Annotated in this window: 26 protein-coding genes; 13 read left to right on the top strand and 13 right to left on the bottom strand. The window is 71.7% G+C overall.

The features are described from left to right. The first annotated feature begins 190 nt into the window (after nucleotides 1–190). From O7543_RS13560 to O7543_RS13535, 6 genes are all read left to right on the top strand, one after another. On the top strand, nucleotides 191–1261 hold the full coding sequence (locus O7543_RS13560) for an SIS domain-containing protein (protein ID WP_281567485.1): 1071 nt from the start codon (nucleotides 191–193) through the stop codon (nucleotides 1259–1261). 40 nt (nucleotides 1262–1301) lie between these two features. Further along, the gene (locus tag O7543_RS13555) at nucleotides 1302–2819 is read left to right on the top strand and encodes a PAS domain-containing sensor histidine kinase (RefSeq protein ID WP_281567426.1); all 1518 of its coding nucleotides are present in this window, start codon (nucleotides 1302–1304) and stop codon (nucleotides 2817–2819) included. A gap of 326 nt (nucleotides 2820–3145) precedes the next feature. Further along, nucleotides 3146–4837: a nitrite/sulfite reductase gene (locus tag O7543_RS13550; protein ID WP_281567425.1), complete on the top strand. Its 1692-nt coding sequence runs from the start codon at nucleotides 3146–3148 to the stop codon at nucleotides 4835–4837. Between the two features lie 19 nt (nucleotides 4838–4856). Beyond that, nucleotides 4857–5021, top strand: a complete 165-nt coding sequence (locus O7543_RS13545) for a hypothetical protein (RefSeq protein WP_281553493.1) — start codon at nucleotides 4857–4859, stop codon at nucleotides 5019–5021. Then, the gene (locus O7543_RS13540) at nucleotides 5018–5779 is read left to right on the top strand and encodes a phosphoadenylyl-sulfate reductase (RefSeq protein WP_281553494.1); all 762 of its coding nucleotides are present in this window, start codon (nucleotides 5018–5020) and stop codon (nucleotides 5777–5779) included. Before O7543_RS13545 ends, O7543_RS13540 begins: the two co-directional genes overlap by 4 nt. Further along, nucleotides 5761–6519 carry a CbiX/SirB N-terminal domain-containing protein gene (locus O7543_RS13535; RefSeq protein ID WP_281553495.1) on the top strand — a complete coding sequence of 253 codons (759 nt, stop codon included), beginning with the start codon at nucleotides 5761–5763 and terminating at the stop codon, nucleotides 6517–6519. The genes O7543_RS13540 and O7543_RS13535 overlap by 19 nt, the downstream gene beginning before the upstream one ends. Before the next feature lie 119 nt (nucleotides 6520–6638). On the opposite strand, the gene O7543_RS13530 is transcribed toward O7543_RS13535, so the two are convergent. Both O7543_RS13530 and O7543_RS13525 read right to left on the bottom strand, forming a co-directional pair. Continuing rightward, nucleotides 6639–6896, bottom strand: coding sequence for a WhiB family transcriptional regulator (locus tag O7543_RS13530; RefSeq protein ID WP_123605230.1), 258 nt, complete (start codon nucleotides 6894–6896; stop codon nucleotides 6639–6641). Between the two features lie 424 nt (nucleotides 6897–7320). After that, nucleotides 7321–8271: a diacylglycerol kinase family protein gene (locus O7543_RS13525; RefSeq protein WP_281553496.1), complete on the bottom strand. Its 951-nt coding sequence runs from the start codon at nucleotides 8269–8271 to the stop codon at nucleotides 7321–7323. 42 nt (nucleotides 8272–8313) lie between these two features. Between O7543_RS13525 and O7543_RS13520 the strand changes: the two genes are divergently transcribed. After that, nucleotides 8314–8703, top strand: a complete 390-nt coding sequence (locus O7543_RS13520; protein WP_281553497.1) for a hypothetical protein — start codon at nucleotides 8314–8316, stop codon at nucleotides 8701–8703. 37 nt (nucleotides 8704–8740) lie between these two features. On the opposite strand, the gene O7543_RS13515 is transcribed toward O7543_RS13520, so the two are convergent. Then, entirely contained in the window at nucleotides 8741–9154 is a 414-nt protein-coding gene (locus O7543_RS13515; RefSeq protein WP_281553498.1) for an ATP-binding protein, read from the bottom strand. Between the two features lie 190 nt (nucleotides 9155–9344). Further along, entirely contained in the window at nucleotides 9345–9752 is a 408-nt protein-coding gene (gene sodN / locus O7543_RS13510; RefSeq protein WP_281553499.1) for a superoxide dismutase, Ni, read from the bottom strand. Between the two features lie 109 nt (nucleotides 9753–9861). On the opposite strand from sodN, the gene O7543_RS13505 reads away from it, so the two are divergent. Then, entirely contained in the window at nucleotides 9862–10191 is a 330-nt protein-coding gene (locus O7543_RS13505; RefSeq protein ID WP_281553500.1) for a S24/S26 family peptidase, read from the top strand. A 139-nt stretch (nucleotides 10192–10330) separates the two neighbouring features. Further along, nucleotides 10331–11497, top strand: a complete 1167-nt coding sequence (locus O7543_RS13500; RefSeq protein WP_281553501.1) for an NADP-dependent malic enzyme — start codon at nucleotides 10331–10333, stop codon at nucleotides 11495–11497. Nucleotides 11498–11591: 94 nt separating this feature from the next. Here the strand turns inward: O7543_RS13500 and O7543_RS13495 are convergent, their stop codons facing one another. Next, nucleotides 11592–11765: a hypothetical protein gene (locus tag O7543_RS13495; protein WP_281553502.1), complete on the bottom strand. Its 174-nt coding sequence runs from the start codon at nucleotides 11763–11765 to the stop codon at nucleotides 11592–11594. 164 nt (nucleotides 11766–11929) lie between these two features. Here O7543_RS13495 and O7543_RS13490 point away from each other — a divergent pair, with 164 nt between their 5' ends. Further along, the gene (locus O7543_RS13490; RefSeq protein ID WP_281567424.1) at nucleotides 11930–12220 is read left to right on the top strand and encodes a DUF1707 domain-containing protein; all 291 of its coding nucleotides are present in this window, start codon (nucleotides 11930–11932) and stop codon (nucleotides 12218–12220) included. Nucleotides 12221–12251: 31 nt separating this feature from the next. Further along, on the top strand, nucleotides 12252–13214 hold the full coding sequence (locus O7543_RS13485) for a zinc-binding dehydrogenase (RefSeq protein WP_281567423.1): 963 nt from the start codon (nucleotides 12252–12254) through the stop codon (nucleotides 13212–13214). Nucleotides 13215–13239: 25 nt separating this feature from the next. On the opposite strand, the gene O7543_RS13480 is transcribed toward O7543_RS13485, so the two are convergent. Then, the gene (locus O7543_RS13480; protein ID WP_281553505.1) at nucleotides 13240–14202 is read right to left on the bottom strand and encodes a chlorophyllase; all 963 of its coding nucleotides are present in this window, start codon (nucleotides 14200–14202) and stop codon (nucleotides 13240–13242) included. Between the two features lie 114 nt (nucleotides 14203–14316). Here O7543_RS13480 and O7543_RS13475 point away from each other — a divergent pair, with 114 nt between their 5' ends. Further along, the gene (locus tag O7543_RS13475) at nucleotides 14317–14481 is read left to right on the top strand and encodes a hypothetical protein (protein ID WP_281553506.1); all 165 of its coding nucleotides are present in this window, start codon (nucleotides 14317–14319) and stop codon (nucleotides 14479–14481) included. 25 nt (nucleotides 14482–14506) lie between these two features. On the opposite strand, the gene O7543_RS13470 is transcribed toward O7543_RS13475, so the two are convergent. The 7 genes from O7543_RS13470 to O7543_RS13440 form a co-directional block, all read right to left on the bottom strand. Beyond that, the gene (locus tag O7543_RS13470; protein ID WP_281553507.1) at nucleotides 14507–15634 is read right to left on the bottom strand and encodes an acetate kinase; all 1128 of its coding nucleotides are present in this window, start codon (nucleotides 15632–15634) and stop codon (nucleotides 14507–14509) included. After that, on the bottom strand, nucleotides 15631–17694 hold the full coding sequence (gene pta / locus O7543_RS13465; RefSeq protein ID WP_281553508.1) for a phosphate acetyltransferase: 2064 nt from the start codon (nucleotides 17692–17694) through the stop codon (nucleotides 15631–15633). Before pta ends, O7543_RS13470 begins: the two co-directional genes overlap by 4 nt. A gap of 81 nt (nucleotides 17695–17775) precedes the next feature. Beyond that, complete coding sequence (locus O7543_RS13460) at nucleotides 17776–17952, bottom strand: DUF6104 family protein (protein WP_199757927.1); 177 nt, start codon at nucleotides 17950–17952, stop codon at nucleotides 17776–17778. Nucleotides 17953–17965: 13 nt separating this feature from the next. Then, nucleotides 17966–21889: a multifunctional oxoglutarate decarboxylase/oxoglutarate dehydrogenase thiamine pyrophosphate-binding subunit/dihydrolipoyllysine-residue succinyltransferase subunit gene (locus O7543_RS13455; protein ID WP_281567422.1), complete on the bottom strand. Its 3924-nt coding sequence runs from the start codon at nucleotides 21887–21889 to the stop codon at nucleotides 17966–17968. A 225-nt stretch (nucleotides 21890–22114) separates the two neighbouring features. Further along, a complete protein-coding gene (locus tag O7543_RS13450; RefSeq protein ID WP_281553510.1) occupies nucleotides 22115–22942 on the bottom strand; it encodes an ABC transporter permease subunit in 828 nt (275 codons plus the stop codon). Further along, nucleotides 22939–23853, bottom strand: coding sequence for an ATP-binding cassette domain-containing protein (locus tag O7543_RS13445; RefSeq protein WP_281567421.1), 915 nt, complete (start codon nucleotides 23851–23853; stop codon nucleotides 22939–22941). Before O7543_RS13445 ends, O7543_RS13450 begins: the two co-directional genes overlap by 4 nt. Nucleotides 23854–23879: 26 nt before the next feature. Beyond that, nucleotides 23880–24638 (bottom strand): hypothetical protein, encoded by a 759-nt coding sequence (locus O7543_RS13440; protein WP_281567420.1) that lies wholly within the window; start codon nucleotides 24636–24638, stop codon nucleotides 23880–23882. A 120-nt stretch (nucleotides 24639–24758) separates the two neighbouring features. Here O7543_RS13440 and O7543_RS13435 point away from each other — a divergent pair, with 120 nt between their 5' ends. Further along, nucleotides 24759–25541: a GNAT family N-acyltransferase gene (locus O7543_RS13435; RefSeq protein ID WP_281567419.1), complete on the top strand. Its 783-nt coding sequence runs from the start codon at nucleotides 24759–24761 to the stop codon at nucleotides 25539–25541. Nucleotides 25542–25657: the final 116 nt, after the last annotated feature.

The raw sequence follows: 25657 nt of genomic DNA, 5'->3' as shown, positions 1-25657 counted from the left end.
ACGTCGTACCCCTGCGCATTGCTGCTCGCTTCATTGCGTAAGCCAGCCGAAAAGTGCAAGAATGATCACCGCTCGAGCTGAATCGCGCAGACAGGGAGGCGTCGTGACGCAGCGGAAGCCGGTGGCGGACCAGACCGGGACGGCTGACCGGGCAGCTGACGGGGCAGGTGCCGCCCGCCCCGGCGCCGGGATGGCCGCTGACATCGCCGAACAGCCGGCCGGCTACGCCCGGCTGCTGCAGCCGGCGTACGCCGAGCCGATCGCCGAGGTGGCGGCGGCGATCGCCGGCCGCCGCCCACGCCACGTGGTGTTCACCGCCCGGGGCACCTCCGACCACGCCGCGCTGTACGCCGCGTACCTGAGCGAAATCAGGCTCGGGCTGCCCGCCGGGCTGGCCTCACCGAGCGCCGTGACCCTCTTCGGCGCCCGCCCCGACCTGCGGGACGCGCTCGTCGTCGGGGTCAGCCAGAGCGGCGGCTCACCGGACCTCGCCGAGGTGCTGGCGGTGGCCCGGGAGCAGGGCGCGCTGACCGTGGCGGTGACCAACACCCCCGAATCGCCGCTGGCCGCCGCCGCCGAGCTCACTGTCGACATCGCCGCCGGCCACGAGCGGGCGGTCGCCGCCACCAAGACGTACACCGCCGAGCTGCTCGCCCTGCTGATGCTGGTCGAGGGGATTCGGGCCGGCGACGGGGTGCTGCCGCCCGACCAGCGGGCTGCCCTCGACGCCCTGCCCGCGCTCGCCGACCGGGTGCTGGCCGATCCCACTGCCGCCGAGCTGGCCCCGCGCTACCGGTTCGCCGCCCGGCTGGTCACCACCGGGCGCGGGTACGGCTACCCGACCGCGCGGGAGACCGCCCTGAAACTGATGGAGACGTCGTACCTGCCGGCGCTCGCCTTCTCCGGAGCCGACCTGCTGCACGGCCCGCTGGCGATGACCGACCCCGACGTGCCGGTGCTCGCCGTGGTCGGCTCCGGGCCCGGCGGCACCGCCATGCGCGACGTGCTGCGCCGGCTCGGTGAGCGGCGGGCCGACGTACTCGCCATCGGGGCCGGGGCCGGCGCCATCGGGACCGGCCCGACCGGTCCGGCTGCGGTGACCGGTCCGGCCGCGGTGATCGGGGTGCCCGACGTCGACGAGCGGTACGCGCCGCTGCTGGACATCCTGCCCGCGCAGCAGCTGGCCCTGGCCCTCGCGCTGGCCCGGGGCGAGGACCCGGACGCGCCCCGTGGGCTGGCCAAGGTCACCTCCACCCGGTGACGGCTGTGCCCGCCCCGCCGCCGCATGGCAGGCTACGAGGGTGTCCACGCTGCGTGATCTCGTCGAGGAGCACACCTCCCTCGGGCCGGTCGACATCGACCACCTGCACCGGCTCGCCGGGGAGTGGCAGCTGCTCTCCGACCTGTCCTTCGCCGACCTGCTGCTCTGGGTGCCGGTCGACGCCGACAGCTCGTTCCTGTGCGTGGCCCAGGTCCGGCCCACCACGGCGCCGACCGCGTACCAGGACGACCAGGTCGGGCGGACGGTGGACGGCCCGGAGGTGGCGCACCTGACCATCGCGTACGACCAGGGTCGGATCTGGCGCGAGGGCGACCCCGTCTGGTACGGCAACACGCCGGCCCGGCACGAGGCGATGCCGGTCCGGATGCGCCCGACCGTCGGGGAGGCCGGGCGGGTGATCGCGGTGGTCGGCCGGGACACCAACCTGTCCACCGCCCGCACCCCCAGCCAGCTCGAACTGAACTACCTGACCACCGCCGACGACCTCGCCCAGATGGTCGCCGACGGCACCTTCCCGCCAGCCCGGCACCCGGGCGAGACCACCTCGGCGCCCCGGGTCGGTGACGGGCTGATCCGGCTGGACGCCAGCGGCAAGACCACGTACGCCAGCCCGAACGCCCAGTCGGCGTTTCGCCGGCTCGGCTTCTCCGCACACCTGGTGGGTGAGGACCTCGCCGCGCTGTGCCACCGGCTCGCCGACGACCCGCTGGAGGGCACCGACGCAGCCAACCGGATCCTGGCCGCGCTGCGCGGCGAGGCGCCGGCCCGCAAGGAGATCGAGGCCCGTGGCGCCACCATGCTCACCCGGGCGCTGCCGTTGATGCCGGCCGGTGTGCCGATCGGTGCGTTGGTGCTGGTCCGCGACATCACCGAGGTACGTCGTCGGGACCGAGCGCTGATCACCAAGGACGCCACCATCCGGGAGATCCACCACCGGGTGAAGAACAACCTGCAGACGGTGGCGGCGCTGCTGCGGCTGCAGGCACGTCGGGTGGAGCAGCCGGCGGCGCGGGCGGCTCTGGAGGAGTCGGTACGCCGGGTCGCGTCGATCGCCCTGGTGCACGAGACCCTCGCCATGTCCAGCGACGAGGCGGTCGAGTTCGACGGCATCCTGGACCGGGTGGCCAGCGCCGCCACCGAAGTGGCCGCCACCGAGGTCGAGGTGGTCATGCGCAGGGAGGGCACGTTCGGCGTACTGCCGGCGGAGATCGCCACCTCGCTGGTGATGGTGCTCAACGAGCTGCTGCTCAACGCGGTCGAGCACGGCTTCCCGCCGGCCGGCGAGGGCGGCGGAGCGTCGCAGCCGGCCGCCGAGGTGGTGGTGACGGTGCACCGGTTCCGCAAGCAGTTGCACGTGACGGTGGTCGACAACGGCCAGGGACTGCCGGCGGAGTTCGACGCGACCGCGGGCGGCCGGCTCGGCCTGCAGATCGTGCGGGCCCTGGCCACCGGCGAGCTGCGCGGCACCATCGAGCTGCGCAACCGGGCGGGCGGCGGCACCGAGGCGGTGCTGGTGGTCCCGCTGGCCCGCAGGTGACTCCCTGACCCCGCCGGCCGCAGGTGAGCCGGCCCACAGCCCGCCCGTCATGTGGGACGTCGGCTACGGTGCGCTGGTCTGACCGGTACGGATGTGGCAACATTCGTGCCATGACCGCTGCCGTTGAGCGCCGCTTCGTGGCCCGCCGCCACGTCGATTACGGTCGCGTCCGCAGCGCCATCTGTCCGGCTAACTGAGGCACGCCCGACCTTTTTGTGTTCCGGGCGGCATTCCGCGCCGGCCTTCCTTCTGGCCCCGTCGTCGATGACGGCGCAGGTGCCCGTGCCGCCCACCGAGATCGACCCGCAGACACGGAGGACGCCGCGATGGCGCGCAGCAGCACCCCGACCCGACCCGGCCGCCGGCGTGGCGAGGGACAGTGGGCGCTCGGGCACCGCGAGCCGCTCAACCCCAACGAGCGGACCAAGAAGGACGACGATCCGCTCAACGTCCGGGCCCGGATCGAGAACATCTACGCCCACCGGGGCTTCGCCTCGATCGACCCGGCCGACCTGCGCGGCCGGTTCCGCTGGTGGGGCCTGTACACCCAGCGCAAGGCGGGCATCGACGGCGGGCGCACCGCCGTGCTGGAGCCGCACGAGCTGGAGGACGAGTACTTCATGCTCCGGGTGCGCATCGACGGCGGCCAGCTGAACCTGGCCCAGTTGCGCACCATCGCCGACATTTCGCAGCGGTACGCCCGGGGCACCGCCGACGTCACCGACCGGCAGAACATCCAGCTGCACTGGATCAGGGTCGAGGACATGCCGGCGATCTGGAAGGCCCTGGAGGACGTCGGGCTGGAGACCACCGAGGCGTGCGGCGACTGCCCCCGGATCGTGCTCGGCAGCCCGGTCGCCGGCGTCGCCGCCGCCGAGAAGATCGACCCCACCCCGGCGATCGACGAGATCGTCCGCCGGTACGTGGGCAGCAAGGAGTTCTCCAACCTGCCCCGCAAGTTCAAGTCCTCGATCTCCTGGCTGGCCGACACACCGTACGAGGTCAACGACATCTCGTTCGTCGGCGTCGACCACCCCGACCACGGCCCTGGGTTCGACCTGTGGGTCGGCGGTGGGCTGTCCACCAACCCGATGATCGCCCAGCGGCTCGGCGTCTGGGTGCCGCTGGCCGAGGTGCCCGACGTGTGGGCCGGCGTGGTCGGCATCTTCCGCGACTACGGCTACCGCCGGCTGCGTCACCGCGCCCGGCTGAAGTTCCTGGTCGCCGACTGGGGCACCGAGAAGTTCCGCGAGGTACTGGAAAAGGAGTACCTCGGCCGGACCCTGCTGGACGGGCCGGCTCCGGAGCTGCCGGCCAAGCCGCTGGACCACATCGGGGTGCACCCCCAGGCCGACGGCCGCCGCTACGTCGGAGTCGCCCCGGTGGTCGGGCGGGTCTCCGGCGGCCAGCTCGCCGCCCTGGCCGACCTGGCCGCCGAGCACGGCTCGGACCGGGTACGGCTCACCCCGTACCAGAAACTGCTGGTGCTCGACATCGCGCCGGACCGGGTCGAGTCGCTGGTCACCGGGATGCGCACGATCGGCCTGGAGGCCCGGCCGTCCACCTGGCGGCGCGGCACGATGGCCTGCACCGGGATCGAGTTCTGCAAGCTGGCCATCGTCGAGACCAAGCGGCGTGGCGAGGAGCTGGTGGCTCACCTGGAGCAGCGGCTGGCCTCGGCCGGTCTCGCTGAGGACGCCGACATCTCGATCCACATCAACGGCTGCCCGAACGCCTGCGCCCGTACCCAGGTTGCCGACATCGGGCTCAAGGGCCAGCTGGTCGTCGGGCCGGACGGCCAGCAGGTCGAGGGTTACCAGATCCATCTCGGCGGGGGCCTGGGCATGGCCCAGGGGCAGACCGCCGGCTTCGGGCGCAAGGTACGGGGTCTCAAGACCACCGCCGACGAGCTGCCCGAGTACGTCGAACGCGTGGTCCACCGCTACCTGGCCGGTCGTACCGACGGCGAGCGGTTCGCCAGCTGGGTCGTCCGGGCCGATGAGGAGGAGTTGCGATGAACGAGCGAGGTGAGGTGCGGTGAGCACCGAGACACGCGCGGCACCGCTCTACTGCCCGTACTGCGGGGAGGAGAACCTCCGCCCGCACGCCGACGCGCACACCGCCTGGGAGTGCCACGACTGCGCCCGGGTCTTCACCGTCAAGTTCACCGGACTGCTGGCCCGCAAGGGGGTGTCCCGATGAGCCCGGTGCTCGCCGCCGACCTGAACCTGATCCGGCTCGGCCCGGCCGCCGACCAGCAGCCGACCCGACGCAGCCCGGCCGAGCTGCAGGCCCTTGCCGACCGCGCCGGCCGGGAGCTGGAGGATGCCCCGGCCGAGGAGATCGCCCGGTGGGCGGTGCGGACCTTCGGTGACCGGTTCTGCGTGACCAGTTCGATGGCGGACGGGGTGCTGGCGCATCTGGTCTCCCGGGTGGCACCCGGCGTCGACGTGGTGTTCCTCGACACCGGGCTGCATTTTCCGGAGACGCTGCGGGTCCGTGACCAGGTGGCCGCGACCATGCCGGTGAACCTGCGGTCGATCCGGCCCCGGATGACCGTCGGCCAGCAGGACGGCGAGTTCGGTCCCCGGCTGTTCAACCGGTCACCGGACGAGTGCTGCGCGCTGCGCAAGGTCGAGCCGCTGGAGCGGGCGCTCGGCGACTACGACGCCTGGGCCGCCGGGCTGCGCCGTGACGAGTCGCCTACCAGGGCGAACACCCCGGTGGTCGGGTTCGACGCCCGACGCGGCCGGGTCAAGGTGAATCCGATCGCGGCGTGGACCCAGGCGGATGTGGACGCCTACGTGTCCCGGTGGAACATCCCGGTCAACGAGCTGTTCAAGCAGGGGTACACCTCGATCGGCTGCTGGCCGTGCACCCGGCGTACCACCGCCGGCGAGGACCCGCGGGCCGGCCGCTGGGCGATGTTCGAGAAGACCGAGTGCGGCCTGCACGGATGACCGGGCCGATCGTGCTGGTGGCGCACGGCAGCCGGGACCTGCAGGCGGCGACGGCAACGCGGGCGCTGGTCCGGGCGGTCGCTGCGGCCCGGCCGGGGGTCGACGTCCGGGCCGCGTACCTGGACCACGCCGGACCGCGTCCCGGGGCGGTGCTGGCCGACCTGCAGACTGCCGGCTATCCGGGGGCGACGGTGGTGCCGCTGCTGCTGACCGAGGCGTTCCACGGCCGGGTGGACATTCCCGAGGTGGTGCGGGCTGCGTACCGCGACGGGCTGCGGATGCCGGTGACGACGACCCGGGTGCTCGGCCCGTCGGTCGGTTCCGACGCGGTGGACCCGCTGTTGACTGCCGGGCTGCGGCGGCGACTCGCCGAGGCCGGCACCGGCTGGGACGCCGTGGTGCTGGCCGCCGCCGGCACCCGGTCGGCTCCAGCCCGGGAGACGGTGGCGGTGGCCGCGACGGCGTTCGGCACCGAGGTCGGGGTGCCGTGTGTCGAAGGCTTCGCCTCGGCGGCACCGCCGACTGCGGGGGCGGCGGTCGAGACCCTGCGTGCGGCGGGTGCCCGGCGCGTCGCGGTGGCCGCGTACTTCCTGGCACCCGGCCTGCTCTATGACACGGCGATGGCGTCGGCCCGGCAGGCTGGCGCGGTCTGTGCGGCGGCACCGCTGGCCGGCGCACCGGAGCTGGCCCGGCTGGTGCTGCGGCGGGTCGACTGGGCGGCCGCGCCGGTGCCGGTCTGAGTGGGTGCCGCGTACCGTGGCGGTTGCCGGCTCGGAGCCGCCGGGGTGCCAGGTACGACGGCGCCCCGGAGACAGCTCCGGGGCGCCGTACGGACGTCGCTTGGTGGTGGTCGGGTGGGTCAGGCAGTTTGAGCGCGCAGGACGCGCAGTCCGCCGCGACGCTTGACGGCGCGCCGCTCCTCTTCGCTCATCCCGCCCCAGACGCCAGCGTCCTGTCCGGACTCCAGCGCCCACTGCAGGCACTGGTCGGTCACGGAGCAGCGCCGGCAGACAGCCTTGGCCTGCTCGACCTGCAGGATCGCGGGGCCGGACGTCCCGATCGGGAAGAACAGCTCCGGGTCCTCGTCGCGGCAGACAGCATGGTGACGCCAGTCCATGGCGGCAACACTCCTCATTCTGGATCGGTGGCGGTAAATGCTCCGGTCTTTCTTTATGCGCCCGCGCAGTCGGCCACAACGGATTGCATCCGTCGGATCGGCAGCGCGTGAGCAGGCGTAAGCCTGTGGAACGTTGCTCCTAGCTGCCGCGTGGCGAGCGCATCCAGGCAACGTCCCGGGTGAATCGGTCCGCTTGTGAATACTTTCACGAACCCCTGCGATGTCAAGAGCAGCGCTCAGAAAAAGTCCAATCGGGTGAGCAACGTCACGACCTATTTGTCCGTTTTCTGACGCTCACCGACACCCGGAGTGCGACAGTCAAGAATCAATGTAGTACGTTCCGCGCCGCAGTGCAGGCATTTCGGCCACGTGTCTTCCGTGCCTCTGGTCACGCTCCGCAGTCGAAGCTCTGTTACGGAGAGTGTCAGAAGACTACTCGCAAGGCCTCTCGGACCGCCGCGAAACGGACTTTGAGCCGCTCTCCGAGATAATCTCCGTCGAGTTGGAAGGCCTGCGGCTGTGTTGCGGATAGCGTAAATTCGGACAAATCGTGCAGTCGGACGAGTTGGCGGCCGCGCGGATCCGGTCGGCTGGCGGCGACCTGGGCCAAAGTGCGGGTGGTGCTCGGCACATGCAATTGGCGAAGCGCCATCACGTCCAGGCCGAGATCGAAGGACGCCTCCGGATTCGGATTGATCGCCCGCTCACCGATGAAGGTCCACGGCGCGGTGTTCTGCACCACGACGGTGGCGAGTTCCGTCGCCACCGGCTCACCGGCCCGCTCCAACCGGATCGCCGGATGCCGCCGGTCCATTCCGATGAAGAACTCGCTGACCATCGACCGCAGGTAGAGGCCGACGGTGGACCGGCGCCCGCGCAGTCGGGCCCGCTCGACCTGCCGGATCACCGCCGCGTCCAACCCCAGCCCGGCGCAGAAGGTGAAGTACCGGCCGTCGGCGCGGCCCAGCCCGACGGTACGGAACCGCCCGGTCCGCAGACCCTCCAGCAGTACGCTCGTCGCCTCCGGCCACTGCGGCGGCAGCCCCACCGCGCGGGCGAAGACGTTCGTCGAGCCGAGCGGCACCACCGCCAGCGCCGGCAGCCGGTCCGCTGCCGCACCCGGCAGCGTCTCCATCGCCGGAGTGGACGTCATCAGGCCGTTGACGGCCTCGTTCACGGTGCCGTCGCCGCCCAGCGTGACCACCACGTCGAAGCCGTCCTCAGCGGCCGCCCTGGCCAGTGCGACGGCATGCCCGCGCCGGTGGGTGGACGCCACCGACAGGTCGACTTCGCTGCGCAACGCCCGGACGATCACGTCCCGGGTGCGCTCGCTGGTGGTGGTGGCCTTCGGATTGACCACCAAGAGGGCCCGCATGGGCGGCACTTTATCGCGAGCCGGCGCGGGTATCGTGACGCCGTGACCATCGACGCACAGCCCACTCCGGTGACGTTGCGGTGGGCTGTGCGGTTGCTGGCCGGAGAAGCCGTGGCCGTCGGGCTGGTCGCCGGCTACCTCGCGTACCAGGATTTCACCAGCACCGCGACCGATCTCGCCTCGGCGCTGATCGTCACCGGGTTCGCCGTCGGAGGTGCGGCGCTGCTCGCGGTGCTGGCCCGTGCGGTGGCCCGCCGCCGTAGCGCGGCCCGGGCACCGGCGATCGTCGCGCAGTTGATGCTGCTACCGGTCGGCTACTACATGATCGTCGGCGGCCTGGTCTGGCTCGGCGTACCGCTGATCGCCCTCGGTCTGTCGGTGACGGTGCTGCTGGTGGCCCCGCCGACGACCCGAGCCTTTGGGCTGGAGTGACCGACCGGCTGCCGGTCGGGGTGGGCCCACCGGTCGGTCAGTGCTGGCCGAACCGGCGGGTGAGCAGCCTGATGCTGGCCTGGCCGCTGCTGGCGGTCGCCGACGCCGACGTGGTCAGCGCCCGGAGCACCTTCCAGGCGAAGGAGGAGTCCGGTGGCAGTCGGGCACCGCGTACCGTCGCGACGGCGACCTCGACGGTCAGCGCGTCGTCGGTCACCGAGAACCGGCACTGCAGGTCCGCGTTGCGGGCGGCGACGGCGAGCAGCATGGCGCAGGCCTCGTCGACCGCGATCCGTAGATCCTCGATCTCGTCCAGCGCGAAGTGCAGGCGTGCGGCCAGCCCGGCCGTCGCGGTACGCAGCACGCTCAGGTAGCCGCCGTCGGCAGGCACGGTGAGCAGCACCACGTCATCGTCGACGGTCGGCTCGGATTGTGTGACCAGCGAACTCATCCCGGATACCCCCGCGTGGACTCTACCGGTTGACGTCTATCCCTGCGGTGTCATCCGGAGTGATTCGTTGTCCGACCGAGCCGGGCGGGTGGTGTGCGGCAGCTGACACCTGCCACGGCCGTGGCAGGGCGACCTGCGCCCGGCGGCCCCGGCCGGCCGGTGCGCGTCGCGCACCGGCCGGACCGACGGATCACGCCTGCTTGGTCTCCCAGAAGATCTTCGCAATCTCGTCGATCTTGACCAGCAGCTCGTCCGCCTTGGCCGGGTCGACCGACGCCTTGGTCCCGCCGCCGCCACCGGCGAGCTTGGTCGCCTCGTTGAACAGCTGGTGCAGCTGCGGGTACTTCTCGAAGTGCGGCGCCTTGAAGTAGTCGGTCCAGAGCACCCACAGGTGGTGCTTGACCAGCTCGGAGCGTTGCTCCTTGATGATCAGCGCCCGGGTGCGGAACTCCGGGTCGGTGTTCGCCTGGTACTTCTCCGCGATCGCCTTGATGGATTCGGCCTCGATCCGGGCCTGCGCCGGGTCGTAGACGCCACAGGGCAGGTCGCAGTGGGCGCTGACCACCGTGCGCGGAGTAAACATGCGTAGAAGTCGCATCAGGACCCTCCGTGTGTTGGCCGGCGGCACGATCGCCGGCACGCGTAAGCTGGAGGATGATCCTCCCTGCCGACCCTATCGCGCATCGGCCTCGCTGACCGGGTGGGAGGTGCAAGTGCTTTCGCCGCTGTTCGCCGTGCTCGTGCACGGCCCGTCTATGGCACCCACCTTGCGGCACGGCGACGCGTTGCTGGTCCGCCGGGGCGGGCGGTCGGTCCGCCCCGGGGACGTGGTGGTCGCCACCTTCCGGTCCCGTCCCGGACTGCTGGTGGTCAAACGAGTGGTACGGGCCGAGTCCGGCGGCTGGTGGCTGCGCGGGGACAACGATCTGGTCACCGACGACTCCCGCGCCTTCGGGGTGGCCGACGTGCGTGGCCGGGTGCTGTGCCGCTACTGGCCACGGCCGCGCCGGGTGAGCCCGGGTCACCGACTGCGGTGAACCACTTCGCAGGAAACCGCGCTGTGTGACACTATGCTCGACACGGAATCCGGGTGACCCCCGCAGCGCCTCGCCGGTCAACGCTGACCTCGCGCCGAGCCGGCGGCGATCTATCACGCTCAACGGCTCTGGAGTCACCATGTCTACTGTGGCAATCTCTGACCCGGTCTTCGACCTGCATCGGGGCGGCAAGATGGCGATCACGCCCACCGTCGCGCTGGCCGACCGGGACGACCTCTCACTCGCGTACACACCGGGGGTGGCCCGGGTGTGTGAGGCGATCGCGGCCGATCCGACCCTGGTCGACGACTACACCTGGGTGTCGCACACCGTCGCGGTGATCACCGACGGCACCGCGGTGCTCGGTCTCGGCGACATCGGCCCACGCGCCGCGATGCCCGTCATGGAGGGCAAGGCGGTTCTGTTCAAGCAGTTCGGCGACGTCGATGCGGTGCCGATCTGCCTGGACACCCGGGACATCGACGCGATCGTGGCGACCGTCACCGCACTGGCACCGTCGTTCGGCGGGATCAACCTGGAGGACATCAGCGCGCCACGCTGCTTCGAGATCGAGCGACGCCTCGACGAGGCGCTGCCGATCCCGGTCTTCCACGACGATCAGCACGGCACCGCGATCGTGGTGCTGGCGGCCCTGCGCAACGCGGTCGCCCTGCTGGACCGCAAGCTCGGCGACCTGCGGGTGGTGGTCAGCGGCGCCGGCGCGGCCGGCGTCGCGGTGACCCGGATGCTGATCGCCGGCGGCGTCGATCCCGCGAAGACCGTGGTCTGCGACTCGCGCGGCATCATCCACTCCGACCGGGCGGACCTCACCGGGGTCAAGGCCGAGCTGGCCGCGATGACCGCCGCGTGTGCCGGTGGCATCGCCGACGCGCTGGTCGGCGCCGACGTGCTGATCGGCCTCTCCGGCGGGCAGATCGACGAATCGGCGGTCGCCGGCATGGCACCCGGCGGGATCATCTTCGCGCTGGCCAACCCGACTCCGGAGGTCCACCCCGAGATCGCCCACCGGTACGCCGCCCTGGTGGCCACCGGCCGCAGCGACTTCCCCAACCAGATCAACAACGTGCTGGCGTTCCCCGGCGTGTTCCGGGGAGCCCTGGACGCCGGTGCCACCCGGGTCACCGAGGGGATGAAGGTGGCCGCCGCCGACGCGATCGCCGGCGTCGTCGCCGACCTGCTGCAACCGGAGGCGTTCGTGCCGTCGGCACTCGACCCCCGGGTCGCGCCGGCGGTCGCCGCAGCGGTCGCCGCCGCCGCCCGCCGCGACGGCGTCGCCCGTCGCTGACCCCGGGCACCGGCGTCGCCCGCCGTCGACACCGGACCGGTCGTGCCCGGTGTCGACGGCGTCGACCGAGCGGCTGGGCCGACGAACGAACTGGTCAGCCGCCGAGCAGCCGGCCGATGGTGCGTACGAGATCGGCGTAGAAGGTGCCGTCGATCTCGCGGAACACGGCGAACGGGCTGCCCGCGTCGCCGAAGAAGGGCCGTAGCGTCCAGGCGAGTTGAGTGCCGACGAAACCGAAGAGCATGATCCAGATGTAGACGAGATTCATGCTGGCCGGGCGCTGTGCCGCCCCCGCCCCCACCGGTGACGATGCGTGCGTATATCGGTGCGCTCCGTCACCGATGGGGCCTGTGTTCTCCCGAAGTCCCAGCTCAGCCGACCCCTCAGCCGACTCCGCGACGGCCCCGGACGTGGGCCGCCTAGGCTGGTCGGATGGACCGCCCCGACCTGCGCGCCTCGGACGAGGACCGGGAGCGGGTCGTACGCTGCCTCGAGCGGCACACCTCAGCCGGTCGGCTGAGCCTCGATGAGCACGCCGACCGGGTGGAACGGGCCCTGTGCGCCCGGACGCACGGCGAACTGGCATCCATTCTGGCGGACCTGCCGGCCGAGCCGGCCGCGGCTGCCCCGGCCGGCCCGACCGCCACACACCAGCTGGTCGTGGCGTTCCTGATCGCCGGGGTGACACTCGCCGTACTCGCCGCGCTGCTCCTGCTGCGTTGACGCTGCCGCGCTCACGTAGCTAGCTGCTAGCGTGCGGTGCATGCGAGCTGTCTTCGCCTCGACGGTCGACGCCGACGACCCGCTCGCCGCGCTGCGCGTCGGCGATCTGCCCGAACCGGACCTGCCCGCCCCGGACTGGACGGTGGTCGAGGTCCGCGCCAGCTCACTCAACCACCACGACCTGTGGTCGCTGCGCGGTGTCGGACTGCCCGCCGACCGGTTACCGATGATCCTCGGCTGTGACGCCGCCGGCGTCGACGACGCCGGCAACGAGGTCGTCGTCCACCCGGTGGTGCCCGACCCGGCGGACCCGCGCGGCATGTCGATCCTGTCCGAGCGCTACCCGGGCACGTTCGCCGACCGGGTAGCGGTGCCCCGGTCGAACCTGATCCCGAAACCAGCCGGGCTGACCTTCACCGAGGCGGCGTGCCTGCCCACCGCCTGGCTGACCGCGTACCGGATGCTGACCACCCGGGGGCGGGCCGACCAAGCCGAGTCGGTGCTGGTCCAGGGAGCGGGCGGCGGGGTGGCGACGGCGGCCGTGGTGCTCGCCGTCGCGCTGGGCAAGCGGGTCTACGCGACCAGCCGGGACGAGAGCAAGCGGGACCGGGTCGCCGCGCTCGGCGCCACCGCCCTGGCGCCGGGCAGCCGACTACCGGAACGGGTCGACGTGGTGATCGAGACCGTCGGTGCGGCCACCTTCGACCATTCGATGAAGTCCGCCGCGCCCGGTGCCCGGATCGTCGTGTCCGGTGCCACCAGCGGTCATCTGCCCGCCGTCGACCTGCGCCGGGTGTTCGCCATGCAGCTGGAGCTCCTCGGCACCTCGATGGGCACCCCCGACGAGCTGCGGGACCTGCTGGCGCTGTGTGCGCAGCGGGGCATCCGGCCGGTCGTCGACACCGACTACGGCTTCAGCGAGGTACGCGACGCCTTCACCCGGCTGCACACCGGCCGCACGTTCGGCAAACTGGTGCTCGACCACCGGCGTTGACGAGCCGCGTCACCAACGGGCCGGGTCAGAGCTGGTTGTCGAAGACGGCGACCCCGGCCGGCGGGTCGTCGGCCAGCCGCCGCCGAGCGACGTCGTCGCCGTACAGCGTCCACCGCAGGAAGTCGGTGCTGGTGCCGAGTACCACGTCGTACGCCGGGTTGCCGGGCCGCAGCAGCGACTGACCGTGGTCGCCGTCGGGCAGGCTCAGCATCGCCTTCGGCCACGGCACCCGGTCGTACGCCGCCTTGCCCGACGCGTACGACACCACCTCGTCCAGTTCGCCGTGGATGAACAGCTGCGGTGCGGCGGCACCGCTGAACGCCGTACCGACGCCGAGCGCGCTGCCGGCCAGCACCACGCCGGCGTCCAGCCGGTCGTCCCGGGCGGCGGTGAACAACCCGACGGTGGTGATCCCGCCGGCTGAATGCCCGGCGGCGGCGACCCAGTCGACGTCGAGCCGGCCGGCGAACTCGTCACCGTCGCGGCCGTCGAGCGCCAGCAGCTCGTCCAGTACGTGCGACGCGTCCGCCGGCTGGTTGAGCACGTCCAGTGCGTTGCCGCCGGAGCCGCCCTGACTGGTGAACGGGTAGGTCGGGGCGGCGACGACGAACCCGGCCGCCGCCCACTCGGACAGCACCGTACGGTAGTCGGCCGGCCTGCCGCCGAGGCCGTGGCTGAACAGCACGACCGGGTACGGGCCGTCTCCGCCGACCGGGTACCAGACGGTGACCGGCAGCGGCCGGTCACCGCGGCTGAGATCGAGGGTGCGGGTGCCGACGTCGAGCCGTCGCGTCGGTGCCGATCGGCCGGGTCGCTGGTCGGGCTGCGCGGACGTCGGGTCGGGCTGGCCGGCCGCCGGGGCGGTCTGCGTCGCAGTCGGGGCGTCGGCCACCGGGCCGGGTGCGGCGGCGGTGCCGCATCCGGCCAGCGAGGTGGTGAGCAGACCGACGGTGAGCAGGCCGGCTACCGCCGGACGGAAGTCACGCATTGGACGATTGTTACCGGCATCCGTCGGGTCGACCACCGGCATCCGTCGGGTCGACCACCGGCTCGCGCCGGCCGGTCGTGGCAGCGTCCAGTCGACTTCGCTAGGGTCTTCGTCATGTCTGACGAGTACGTCGATCCGAGCGGCAACACCGAGGCGTTCCGGGCCTTCCAGACCTCGCCGTCGCCGGTCGCCGACCAGCCATCCCGGCTGCCGCTGATCATTGGTGTCGCGGTGGCGGTGGTGATCGTGGTCGCGATCGCCCTCTGGCTGGTGCTCTGATCCTTTCCGGCCCCGGCGACCAGGATCAGCCGGCGGTCAGCACCGCCCGCGTCTGACTGGCGATCTCGTACTCCTCGTCGGTGGGGACCACCCACACCTGCACCGGTGTGCCGTCCGGGGAGATCATCCGCTCGCCTCGGCCCTCGTCGTTGCGCCGCGCGTCGACCTGAACACCGAGCCGGTCGAGCCCGGCCAGCGACGCCGCGCGCACCGGGGCGGCGTTCTCGCCGACCCCGGCGGTGAAGACGATCGCGTCGACCCGACCGAGCAGCGCGTGGTATCCGCCGACGTAGAACCGGATCCGGGCACAGTAGATGTCGAAGGCGAGCCGGGCCGCCGGATCCCCGTCGGCGCGGCGGCGCAGCACCTCGCGCATGTCGCCGGCCCCGGTCAGCCCGACCAGGCCGCTGCGCTGGTTGAGCAGCCGGTCGACGTCGGCGGTCGACCAGCCGGCCACCCGCTCCAGGTGGAACACCACCGCCGGGTCGAGGTCACCGCTGCGGGTACCCATCACCAGGCCCTCCAACGGTGACAGCCCCATCGAGGTCGCCACGCTGCGCCCGCCGGCCACCGCGCAGACGCTGGCCCCGTTGCCCAGGTGCAGGGTGATCACGTCGACGTCGGCCGGCGCCCGGCCGAGCAGCGCGGCAGTCCGTCGGGACACGTACGCGTGCGAGGTGCCGTGGAACCCGTACCGGCGGATGCCGTACCGCTGCGCGGTGTCGACGTCGATCGCGTAGCTGGCCTGCTCCGGCGGCAGGGTGCGGTGGAAGGCGGTGTCGAAGACCGCGACCTGCGGTACGCCCGGCAGCAGCCGGCGGGCCTGGGCGATCCCGGTCAGATTGGCCGGGTTGTGCAGCGGGGCGAGCGGCACCAGCCGTTCGATCTCGGTGACCACCCCGTCGGTGATCAGGGTCGGTTCGGCGAACCGGACACCGCCGTGCACCACCCGGTGCCCGACCGCGCCGAGCCCGGCCAGGTCGACCCGTTCGGCCATCAGCCGCAGCGCGGCCGCGTGGTCGGCCGGCCCGCCGCCGGGCTCGCCGATCCGTTCGACGGTGCCCTTGTCGACCACCCGGTCGCCGTCGAAGAGCTGGTACTTCAGCGACGATGAGCCGCAGTTGAGCACCAGGATCCGGGCCGCGTCGCTCACTGCGCGGCCGCCTGGATCGCGGTGATCGCCACGGTGTTGACGATATCGGGCACGGTGGCTCCCCGGGACAGGTCGTTGACCGGTCGGCGCAGACCCTGCATGACCGGTCCGACGGCGACCGCGCCGGCCGAGCGCTGGACCGCCTTGTAGGTGTTGTTGCCGGTGTTCAGGTCGGGGAAGACGAAGACGGTGGCCCGCCCGGCGACGTCGCTGCCGGGCAGCTTGGTGGCGGCGACCGTCGGATCGATCGCCGCGTCGTACTGGATCGGACCCTCGACCAGCAGGTCCGGGCACCGCTTGCGGACCAGGTCGGTGGCGGCCGCGACCTTGCGGACGTCGTCGCCGCTGCCGGAGGTCCCGGTGGAGTAGGACAGCATCGCGACCCGCGGCTCGATACCGAACCGGGCGGCGGTCTGCGCCGAGCTGACCGCGATGTCGGCCAGCTGCTCGGCGTCCGGGTCCGGGTTGACCGCACAGTCGCCGTACACCAGTACCCGGTCGGCGAGCAGCATGAAGAACACGCTGGACGCGACCGACACGTCCGGCAGCGTTTTGATGATCTCGAAGGCGGGGCGGATCGTCGCGGCGGTGGTGTGGGTGGCCCCGGAGACCATGCCGTCGGCGTGCCCGGTGTGCACCATCATCGTGCCGAAGTAGTTGACGTCACCCATCACGTCGTGGGCGAGCTCCCAGGTGACGCCCTTGTGCCGGCGCAGCTCGGCGTATCGGGACGCGAAGTCGTCGCGCCACGGGCTGACCGTCGGGTCGACCAGCCGCGCGCCGTCGATCTGCACGCCCAGCTCGCGGGCCCGGCGGCCGATGTCGTCGGCGTCGCCGAGCAGGGTCAGGTCGGCGACGCCGCGTCGGAGCAGGATCTCGGTTGCCCGCAGGATCCGTTCGTCGGTGCCCTCCGGCAGCACCAGCCGGCGGCGGTCGGCCCGGGCCCGGTCGATCAGCGCGTACTCGAACATCATCGGGGTCACCCGGGCCGACCGGGTCACGTCCAGCCGGCGGGCCAGCTCGGCCGTGTCCACGCTGGATTCGAAGGCGCCGAGTGCGGCTTCCACCTTGCGGGGGTTCGCGGTGCTGGGCCGGCCGGAGATGCGTCCGGCGGTGGCCACCGCGTGGAAGCTGTCCGCCGGTGCGGACAGCACCGCCAGGTTGGTGCCGAGCCGCTCCACCAGACGCATCGCCCGCGGATCCGGTCGTTCCCCCAGCGTCAGCGCCACCCCGGCCAGCGAGACCAGCCCGGCGGCGTGCGCCGCGCTGACCGCGACCAGCAGGTCCGCCCGGTCGCCGGGGGTGATCACCAACGCGCCGTCGACGAGATGGTCCAGCAGCACCGGAACGTGTGCCGCGCCGACCACGAAGTCCAGCACGTCGCGGGCCAACGCGGCGTCGTCGCCGGCCAGCACGGTGGCGTCGAGGGCTCCGGCGACCTCGGCGACGGTCGGCGCGGAGACCGCCGGGATCTCCGGGATGGCGTAGACCGGCACCGGCAGCGTCGGGGTCACCACCCCGGCGTCGACCCGGTTCGCGATGACGGCCAGCACCGTCGCGCCGAGTTCGGTCAACGAGTGGTACGCGCTGCGGGCCGCGCCGGCGACCTCGGCGCTGTCCCGGTGGATCCCGTCGACGAGAGCCACCACCACACTGCCGAACTCGGTGGCCAGCCGGGCGTTGAACGCCAGCTCGCGGGGGAGACCGCCGTTGTCACCGGTGTCGTCGAAATCGCTGCCGACCACCAGCACCGCCGGGCAGCGCCGCTCCAGTTCGCGGTACCGGTCGACAATCCGCGAGATCAGCTCCTCCCGCCGACCGTCGGCGACCAGCCCGGCCGCCTCGGCGTAGCTGACCCCGTACAGCTGATCGTCGGGCAGGTCGATCCGGTAGCGCTCACGCAGCAGCGTCAGGGTCGCGTCCGGGCCGGCACCGACGACCAGCGGCCGGAACACCCCGATCCGCTCGACCCGGCGGGACAGCAGCTCGGCCAGGCCGAGGGCGACGGTGGACTTGCCGCCACCGGGGCCGAGACCGGCTAGGTAGACACTTCGCGCCACCGCCCCAACGTACAAGGCGGAGGCGGCCGGAGTCTGGTGACCTTGGTCCCGGCCCGGGTGGGTCCGGCGTCAACGCCTGGCTCAGTCGTCCTCGTCGTCGAGCCGGGCCAGCCAGGTGGCGAACCGCTCCACCGGGGTCTCGAACTCCGGGTGCAGGTCGACGAAGTCACGCAGCCGTTCGGCGAGCCAGGAGATGGCGACCTCCTCCTCGCCGCGGCGCTGCGCCAGCTCCTCGATGCCCCGGTCGGTGAAGTACACGTGTCCCTCCCGGTCAGCGTCGCGGCAGCGCGGCGTCGATCAGCGCGGACTGCTCGGCGTCGTGCAGCTTCGTCGAACCGACGGACGGTGCCGCCGCCGCCGGCCGGGAGATCCGCCGCAGCCGTACGCCGTCGAGGTGCTCCAGCAGGTTGAGCGCGACGAACGACCAGGCGCCCTGGTTGGCCGGCTCCTCCTGGACCCAGGCGAAGTCCTCGGCGTTCGGGTAGCCGGCCAGCGCCGCGCGGACCTGCTCCACCGGCAGCGGGTACAGCTGCTCCATCCGAATGATTGCGGTGTCGGTGTCGAGCTGACCGTTGCCGCCGGCGACCGCGTGCCGCTCGACGCGGGCCTGCAGCAGGTCGTAGTAGATCTTGCCGGTGCACAGCAGCACCCGCTTGACCGCTGCCGGCCGGCCGTCGGCTACCGGGTCCGGCAGCACCGGCTGGAAGGTGCCGGAGGTGAAATCGGCGACGGGGGAGACGCACAGCTTGTGCCGCAGCAGCGACTTGGGGGTGAACACCACCAGCGGTTTGCGCTTCGGCGACAGGGCCTGCCGGCGCAGCAGGTGGAAGTAGTTCGCCGGGGTGGTCGGGATCGCGATGCGCATGTTGTCCTCGGCGCACATCTGCAGGTAACGCTCCGGACGCCCGGACGTGTGGTCCGGACCCTGCCCTTCGTGGCCGTGCGGCAGCAGCAGGGTCAGCGCCGACCGCTGCCCCCACTTGACCTCGCCCGAGGAGACGAACTCGTCGACGATCGACTGGGCGCCGTTGACGAAGTCGCCGAACTGCGCCTCCCAGAGCACCAGCGCTTCCGGGTTCTCCACCGAGTAGCCGTACTCGAAGCCCATCGCCGCGTACTCGCTGAGCAATGAGTCGTGTACGAAGAACCGCGACTCGTCGGTGACCAGGCTGGCCAGCGGCAGGTAGTCGCGGCCGGTGTGGGCGTCGACCACCGAGGCGTGCCGCTGCACGAAGGTGCCCCGGCGGGAGTCCTGCCCGGCGAGCCGGACGGTGACCCCGTCGGCGAGCAGCGTGCCGAACGCGACGATCTCGCTGAAGCCCCAGTCGATGTCGCCGGAGACCGACATCTTCGCCCGCCGTTCCAGCAGCTGCTGGATGCGCTTGTGCGGGGTGAAGCCCTCCGGCAGGTCCACGTGCGCGTCGCCGACCGCCTGCACGGCGGCGGCGTCCACTGCGGTCGCCACCTGCGGCTCCGGCTCCGGCTGGCGGCCGGGCAACCGGCTGGTCGCCGAGGTGGCGGCGTCCCGGGTCGCCTTGAACACCTGCTCCAGTTGGGTTTGGTAGTCGCGCAGCAGCTCCTCGGCGTCGGTGATGGTGATGTCACCCCGGCCGATCAGCTCCTCGGTGTAGAGCTTGCGGACGCTGCGCTTGGAGTCGATGATCGCGTACATCAGCGGGTTGGTCATCGACGGGTCGTCGCCCTCGTTGTGCCCGCGTCGCCGGTAGCAGACCAGGTCGATCACCACGTCCTTGTTGAACGCCTGACGGTACTCGAAAGCGAGCCGGGCGACCCGGACGACCGCCTCCGGATCGTCGCCGTTGACGTGGAAGATCGGCGCCTGGATCATCCGGGCCACGTCGGTGGAGTAGAGCGAGGACCGGCTGTGCTCCGGTGCGGTGGTGAAACCGACCTGGTTGTTGACCACCACGTGCACTGAGCCGCCGGTCCGGTAGCCGCGCAGCTGCGACAGGTTGAGCGTCTCGGCGACCACGCCCTGCCCGGCGAACGCGGCGTCACCGTGTACCAGCAGCGGCAGCACGGTGTAGCCCTCCAACTTGAGGTCGATCCGGTCCTGCTTGGCCCGGACGATGCCCTCCAGCACCGGGTCGACCGCCTCCAGGTGCGAAGGATTGGCGGTCACCGACACGGTGATGCCGTGCTCGCCGTCCGGGGTGGTGAACTTGCCGACCTGACCGAGGTGGTACTTGACGTCCCCGGAGCCCTGAGTGGACTTCGGGTCGAGGTGCCCCTCGAACTCAGAGAAGATCTTCTCGTACGGCTTGCCGACGATGTTGGCGAGCACGTTGAGCCGGCCCCGGTGGGCCATGCCGATGACCACTTCGTCGAGGTCGGCCCGGGCCGATGACTGCAGGACCTCGTCGAGCAGCGGGATCAGTGACTCGCCGCCCTCCAGTGAAAAGCGCTTCTGCCCGACGTACTTGGTCTGCAGGAAGGTCTCGAACGCCTCGGCTGCGTTGAGCCGGTTGAGGATGTGCTTCTGCTCGGCGGCGTCAAGTTTCTCGTAGCCGCGCTCGATCCGTTCCTGGATCCAGCGGCGCTCCTCCGGGTCCTGGATGTGCATGTACTCGATGCCGACCCGGCGGCAGTAGGAGTCGCGCAGCACGCCGAGGATCTGCCGCAGCTTCATCCGCTGCTGGCCGGCGAAGCCGTCCACCGGGAAGGTGCGGTCCAGGTCCCACAGGGTCAGGCCGTGCTGCAGCACGTCCAGGTCCGGGTGCTTACGGATCTTGAACTCGAGCGGGTCGGTGTCAGCCATCAGGTGCCCGCGCACCCGGTACGCGTGGATCAGCTCGTTGACCCGGGCGGTCTTGTTGATCTGTCCCTCGGAGCTGACCGCCACGTCGCGTACCCAGCGCACCGGCTCGTACGGGATCCGCAGCGCGGTGAAGAGCTGGTCGTAGAAGCCGTGCTCGCCGAGGATCAGCTCGTGCATGGTCTTGAGGAACTCGCCGGACTGCGCACCCTGGATGATCCGGTGGTCGTAGGTGCTGGTCAGCGTGATGACCTTGCTGACCGCCAGGTCGGCGAGGGTCTCTTCGGACATCCCGGCGTACGGGGCCGGGTACTCCATTGCGCCGACACCGATGATCGCCCCCTGCCCGGTCATCAGCCGGGGCTGGGAGTGCACGGTGCCGATGCCGCCCGGGTTGGTCAGCGAGATCGTGGTGCCGTTGTAGTCGTCCATGGTCAGCTCGCCTCGGCGGGCGCGGCGGACCACGTCCTCGTACGCCTGCCAGAACTGCCGGAAGTCCATCTGCTCGCACGCCTTGATCGACGGCACCACCAGGGTCCGGGAGCCGTCCGGCTTGGCCAGGTCGATGGCGATGCCGAGGTTGACGTGCTCCGGCGCGACCATGTTCGGCTTGCCGTCGATCTCGGCGAACGAGTTGTTCATCTCCGGGTGCTCGACCAGCGCCCGGACCATGGCGTATCCGATCAGGTGGGTGAAGCTGACCTTGCCGCCACGGCCCCGGGCCAGGTGGTTGTTGATCACGATGCGGTTGTCGACCAGCAGCTTGGCCGGGACCGCGCGCACGCTGGTCGCGGTCGGCACAGCCAGCGACGCGTCCATGTTCTGCACGATCCGGGCGGCGACCCCGCGCAGCGGCGTCTGCCGACTGCCACCGGCCGCCGAACCGTTGTCGGCTGCTGTCTTGTCGGCTGGTGCCTTGCCCGCCGTTCTGGTCGCGGCGGGCTGGCTGCCGGTCGACCTGCCGGCGGTGGTCTTGCCCGTGCCCTCCTGACCGGCGGCCGGCTTGGCCGGTGCCGTCTTGCCGGCCGGTGCCGTCTTGCCGGCCGGTGCCGTCTTGCCGGCTGGTGCAGCCTTGCCGGCCGGCGCGGTCGCCCGGGTGGGGCTGCTCTTTGCCGTGGTGGTGGGCTCGGCCGCCCGGCGGGTGGTCCCGCGCCCCGGCGCGGGCGCCCCGGTCTGCTGAGCGGTCCGCGCGGCCGGCGCGTCGGTGCCGGCCCGGGCTGCCGCCGTGGTCGCCGTCGCGGCGGCCGCCTCGGTGGGCGAGGCGACCTGCTCGTGGCTGTAGTCGGCGAAGAAGTCGTGCCAAGCCGGATCTACGCTGGCGGGATCGGTGAGATACTTCTGGTACATCTCATCGACGATCCACTCGTTCGGGCCGAAGCCCGCCAGCGGATTGTCCTGCGAAGTCTGCTGGGTCGACACGGCCGGTAATCGCCTCTTTCACGCGGTCGGATTTGTCACGCGGGGGACGCCACCAGGGTCGGGGCGCTGGTCGGGACGGCTACCAGGCTACGCCGTACGCCGACGGGCGGCATTGTCGCATGCGGCTCGTGTCACTTTTCACAACGGTTGCCCCAGCCGTACCGGCCGGCACGGCGGTTGCCGTACCGGCCGGAATGGCAGGTCAGTGGTGGTAGGCCCGACCGGTCAGGAGATGTCCCGACGGCGGGTGATCACCGTACCGACGATGCCGGTCAACAGCGCGTAGCCGATCAGGATCAGCGCGCCGGTCCACCGGGGTGGGCTGTCCGGCAGGTCGGTGCCGGCGACCATCAACTGCGACGCGATCGAGGGCACCAACCACTGCAGGTCGCTGACCCAGTCGCCGAACCGGGACGCCAGTGTGGCAAGGATGATCGCTGTGCCGAGGTAGCCACCCAAATAGAGCAGGATCGCCGAGACGGTGGCCCCGAGCTGACTGCGGATCAGCACCCCGAAGCCGACCCCGAAGATCGCCCACAGCAGGTAGGCCAGGCCGTTGAGCCCGACCGCCTCCCAGACCGCGCCCGAGCCGAACTGTGCACCGATGTCGAACGTGGCCAGCACCAGCGCACCGGCGATCAGGTTGACCACCGTGGTGATCAGCCAGAAGACGAAGCCGAGCAGCGACGCGGCGGCCAGCTTCGCCAGCACCACCTCGGTACGTCGTGGGCTGGTCAGGAAGGTCGTGGTCGCGGTCTGGTGGAAGTACTCGTTGGTCACCACGATCACGCCGAGCAGCATCACGACCAGCAGCCCGAAGAACTGGCCGTTGGTGTAGAGGTTGGCTGCCAGCGCCGGCGCCTCGCTGACGGCGCTGAGCACCTCGTCGTTCTCCGGCGTCGTCGGGCCGAACCGCTCCGGGTCGGACAGCACGCTGGTCTGCACGTAGTTCACCAGCAGAGTGACCGCCCACAACGGCAGGTAGATCAGGCCGAAGACCCACCAGGTGGCGGTGGTGGTGATCTTGAGCAGCTCGCTGCGTACCAGGTTCATCGGATGGCCGCCTTCGCGCTGGTCAGGTCCAGGAAGACCCGTTCCAGGTCGGGTCGTTCGGTGGTCAGCTCATGCAGCTCGACGCCCTCGGCCAGGGCGGTCCGGCCGACTGTCGGCGCGTCCGCCCCGACGACCAGCAGCGTGCCGTCCGGCGCGGTCTGCACCGTCGCCTCGGCCCGGCTCAACGCCGCTGTCAGCTTCTCGCCCTGCGGGGTGCGGACCCGGATCGTCGGGGCACCGGACATCGAGGCCATCACCTCGCCGACCGGGCCGTGCCGGACCAGCCGACCGGCCGCGATGATCACCACGTCGTCGGCGAGCAGCTGCATCTCGGCCAGCAGGTGGCTGGAGACGAGCACCGTACGGCCCTGCGCCGCGAACGACTTGAGCAGGTCCCGCATCCAGCGGATCCCCTCCGGGTCCAGCCCGTTGGCCGGCTCGTCGAGGATCAGCACCTTCGGGTCGCCCAGCATCGCCGCGGCGATCCCCAGCCGCTGCCGCATGCCGAGCGAGTAGCCCTTGAACTTGCGCTTCGCGGCCGGCGTCAACCCGACCAGGCCGAGCGTCTCCTCGGCGCGGCGCAGCGGCAACCCGGCGGCGGCGCAGATCACCCGCAGGTGGTTGATCCCGGAGCGGCCCTTGTGCGCGCTGGACGCCTCCAGCACCGCGCCGACGTGCCGCAGCGGATCGGTCAGGTCGGCGTACCGTCGCCCACCCACGGTGGCATGACCGCTGGTCGGCGTGACCAGGTTGAGCATCATCCGCAGGGTGGTCGTCTTGCCGGCCCCGTTCGGGCCGAGGAAGCCCGTCACCCGCCCCGGCTCCACCGTGAACGACAGATCGTCGACCGCGCGGACATTGCGGTACTGCTTGGTCAGCCCGGAGACGACGATGCGTCCGTCCTCCGACATGTGGCTCCTCTCGTCACACCGCCCCGTCACCCGGCGGCGGGTCCGGCGATGGCGATCCAGGTCGCCCGGGCCGCCGCCAGCGGTTGTCCCGCAGCATCGTAGAGCGTCGTGCGTACCTCGGCCTTGCGGCCGCTGGTTTCGATCAGTTCGCCGACCACCACGCAGCGCTGGCCGGGTGCCGGCAGTGCGGCCACCGTCGCGGTCATCCGGCCCAGCAGGTACGGCCGGCCCGCGGCGAGCACCGTCCAGCCGCCGGGGCAGTCCAACGCGGCCCAGACCGTCGGCACCGTACGGTCGTCCGGGACGACGAACGGCGCGGCGGTGCGTCCGTCACCCGCCGGCCCGGGAAACACCCGCAGACCGTCGGGGTGCCGTGGGCCGCAGACGTAGCAGTCCGGGAACGGATGGGCGTCGTGTCCCGGGTACCGGGAGCTGGCAGCCTCCGCCGTGGCCAGGTCGACCGGCGGTACGGGCGGCTCGCCCGCCGGGCTGGCCGAGCCGTCAACCGGGCCGGTCAGCCCGCCGATCGAGCCGTGGACCGCCTCGGCCTCGGCGATCAGCGTGACCGGATCGGCGCCGGTCTCCACGCTCAGGGTGTCGTCGGCGGTACGCACCACCCGCAGCTCGGTGTCCAGCGGCGGCGGCCGGCGCAGGGTCACCCGGACCGGCCGACCCCCGACCACGGTGGCCGGCTCGGCGCACAGCAGCGCCTGGGCGAACCGGCCGGCCGCGTACCCGCCGTTGGCGGAGCCGGTCGGGCCGTTGAACCGGGCGGAGATCAGCATCGGACCATCCTCGCAGTCGGCCGCCACCGCCGTTCGATCGACACCGCCGTTCACCGGATCGACACCGGTGCCATCCGCTACCGACACGCCGACGGTTCCGGGGCACCTTACACAGTTGTCATGGCCGTGTTGCTGACCGCCGCTACCCCAACCAGGACCAGCGAGTACGTCGTCTCGGTCGCCGATCACACCGATCAGGTCGCCGCCGCGCAGCGACTGCGCCGCCAGGTGTTCGCCGCCGAGTTCGGTGCCGGCTGCGACACCCGCTCCGGCGGGTCGGACGCCGACCGGGACGTTGACGGGTTCGACGAACACTGTGACCACCTGATTGTCCGGCACCGGACCGGTGCCGTGGTCGGCACCTACCGGCTGCTGCCGCCGGACCGCGCCGCCCGGCTCGGCCGTTGGTACGCCGACACCGAGTTCGACACCAGACCACTGCGGCTGATCGGTGACCACCTGGTGGAGGCCGGCCGGGCGTGCGTGCACCCTGACCACCGGGGCGGCGCGGTGATCAACCTGATCTGGGCCGGCATCGCCCGCTACCTGCGGGAACGCGACCTGCGTTGGCTGGGCGGCTGTGCGTCGGTGCCGCTGCACGACGGCGGTGCGAGCGCCCACGCGGTCTGGCGCACGGTCCGGGACCGGCACCTGGCCCCGCCGCTGCTGAGGGTACGGCCACGTCGTCCCTGGCTCGCCGAACCCGAACCGTCACCCGCACCGGTCCTGCCGAGGACCGGCCGGGTCGGCATGCCGCCGTTGCTGCGCGGCTACCTGCGACTCGGCGCCTGGGTGTGCGGCGAACCCGCGTACGACCCCGACTTCGCAGTCGCCGACCTGTACGTGCTGCTGTCGCTGGACCGGATCGATCCCCGCTACCTGCGTCACTTCCTGGAGCTGTGATGGCACCGAGATCGCCTGCCAGGTCACCGCGACCGCTCGCCAGGTCACCGCGACCGCTCGGGCACGGCACCTTCTGGCGACCCCGATCAGGGTGTGGGGCCGGCTGCCTGCCGCCC

It is taken from the genome of Solwaraspora sp. WMMA2080, assembly GCF_027497395.1.
In the GTDB taxonomy this organism is placed as follows: domain Bacteria; phylum Actinomycetota; class Actinomycetes; order Mycobacteriales; family Micromonosporaceae; genus Micromonospora_E.
This window is presented reverse-complemented; position numbering and strand designations above follow the sequence as displayed.

What these genes read in the sequence shown, in the direction of transcription:
- O7543_RS13560 (WP_281567485.1), top strand. Translation starts at nt 191, where the DNA reads ATGGCCGCTGACATCGCCGAACAGCCGGCCGGCTACGCCCGGCTGCTG.
- O7543_RS13550 (WP_281567425.1), top strand. Translation starts at nt 3,146, where the DNA reads ATGGCGCGCAGCAGCACCCCGACCCGACCCGGCCGCCGGCGTGGCGAG.
- O7543_RS13540 (WP_281553494.1), top strand. Translation starts at nt 5,018, where the DNA reads ATGAGCCCGGTGCTCGCCGCCGACCTGAACCTGATCCGGCTCGGCCCG.
- O7543_RS13530 (WP_123605230.1), bottom strand. Translation starts at nt 6,896, where the DNA reads ATGGACTGGCGTCACCATGCTGTCTGCCGCGACGAGGACCCGGAGCTG.
- O7543_RS13525 (WP_281553496.1), bottom strand. Translation starts at nt 8,271, where the DNA reads ATGCGGGCCCTCTTGGTGGTCAATCCGAAGGCCACCACCACCAGCGAG.
- O7543_RS13515 (WP_281553498.1), bottom strand. Translation starts at nt 9,154, where the DNA reads ATGAGTTCGCTGGTCACACAATCCGAGCCGACCGTCGACGATGACGTG.
- sodN (WP_281553499.1), bottom strand. Translation starts at nt 9,752, where the DNA reads ATGCGACTTCTACGCATGTTTACTCCGCGCACGGTGGTCAGCGCCCAC.
- O7543_RS13500 (WP_281553501.1), top strand. Translation starts at nt 10,331, where the DNA reads ATGTCTACTGTGGCAATCTCTGACCCGGTCTTCGACCTGCATCGGGGC.
- O7543_RS13495 (WP_281553502.1), bottom strand. Translation starts at nt 11,765, where the DNA reads ATGAATCTCGTCTACATCTGGATCATGCTCTTCGGTTTCGTCGGCACT.
- O7543_RS13490 (WP_281567424.1), top strand. Translation starts at nt 11,930, where the DNA reads ATGGACCGCCCCGACCTGCGCGCCTCGGACGAGGACCGGGAGCGGGTC.
- O7543_RS13480 (WP_281553505.1), bottom strand. Translation starts at nt 14,202, where the DNA reads ATGCGTGACTTCCGTCCGGCGGTAGCCGGCCTGCTCACCGTCGGTCTG.
- O7543_RS13475 (WP_281553506.1), top strand. Translation starts at nt 14,317, where the DNA reads ATGTCTGACGAGTACGTCGATCCGAGCGGCAACACCGAGGCGTTCCGG.
- O7543_RS13450 (WP_281553510.1), bottom strand. Translation starts at nt 22,942, where the DNA reads ATGAACCTGGTACGCAGCGAGCTGCTCAAGATCACCACCACCGCCACC.
- O7543_RS13445 (WP_281567421.1), bottom strand. Translation starts at nt 23,853, where the DNA reads ATGTCGGAGGACGGACGCATCGTCGTCTCCGGGCTGACCAAGCAGTAC.
- O7543_RS13440 (WP_281567420.1), bottom strand. Translation starts at nt 24,638, where the DNA reads ATGCTGATCTCCGCCCGGTTCAACGGCCCGACCGGCTCCGCCAACGGC.
- O7543_RS13435 (WP_281567419.1), top strand. Translation starts at nt 24,759, where the DNA reads ATGGCCGTGTTGCTGACCGCCGCTACCCCAACCAGGACCAGCGAGTAC.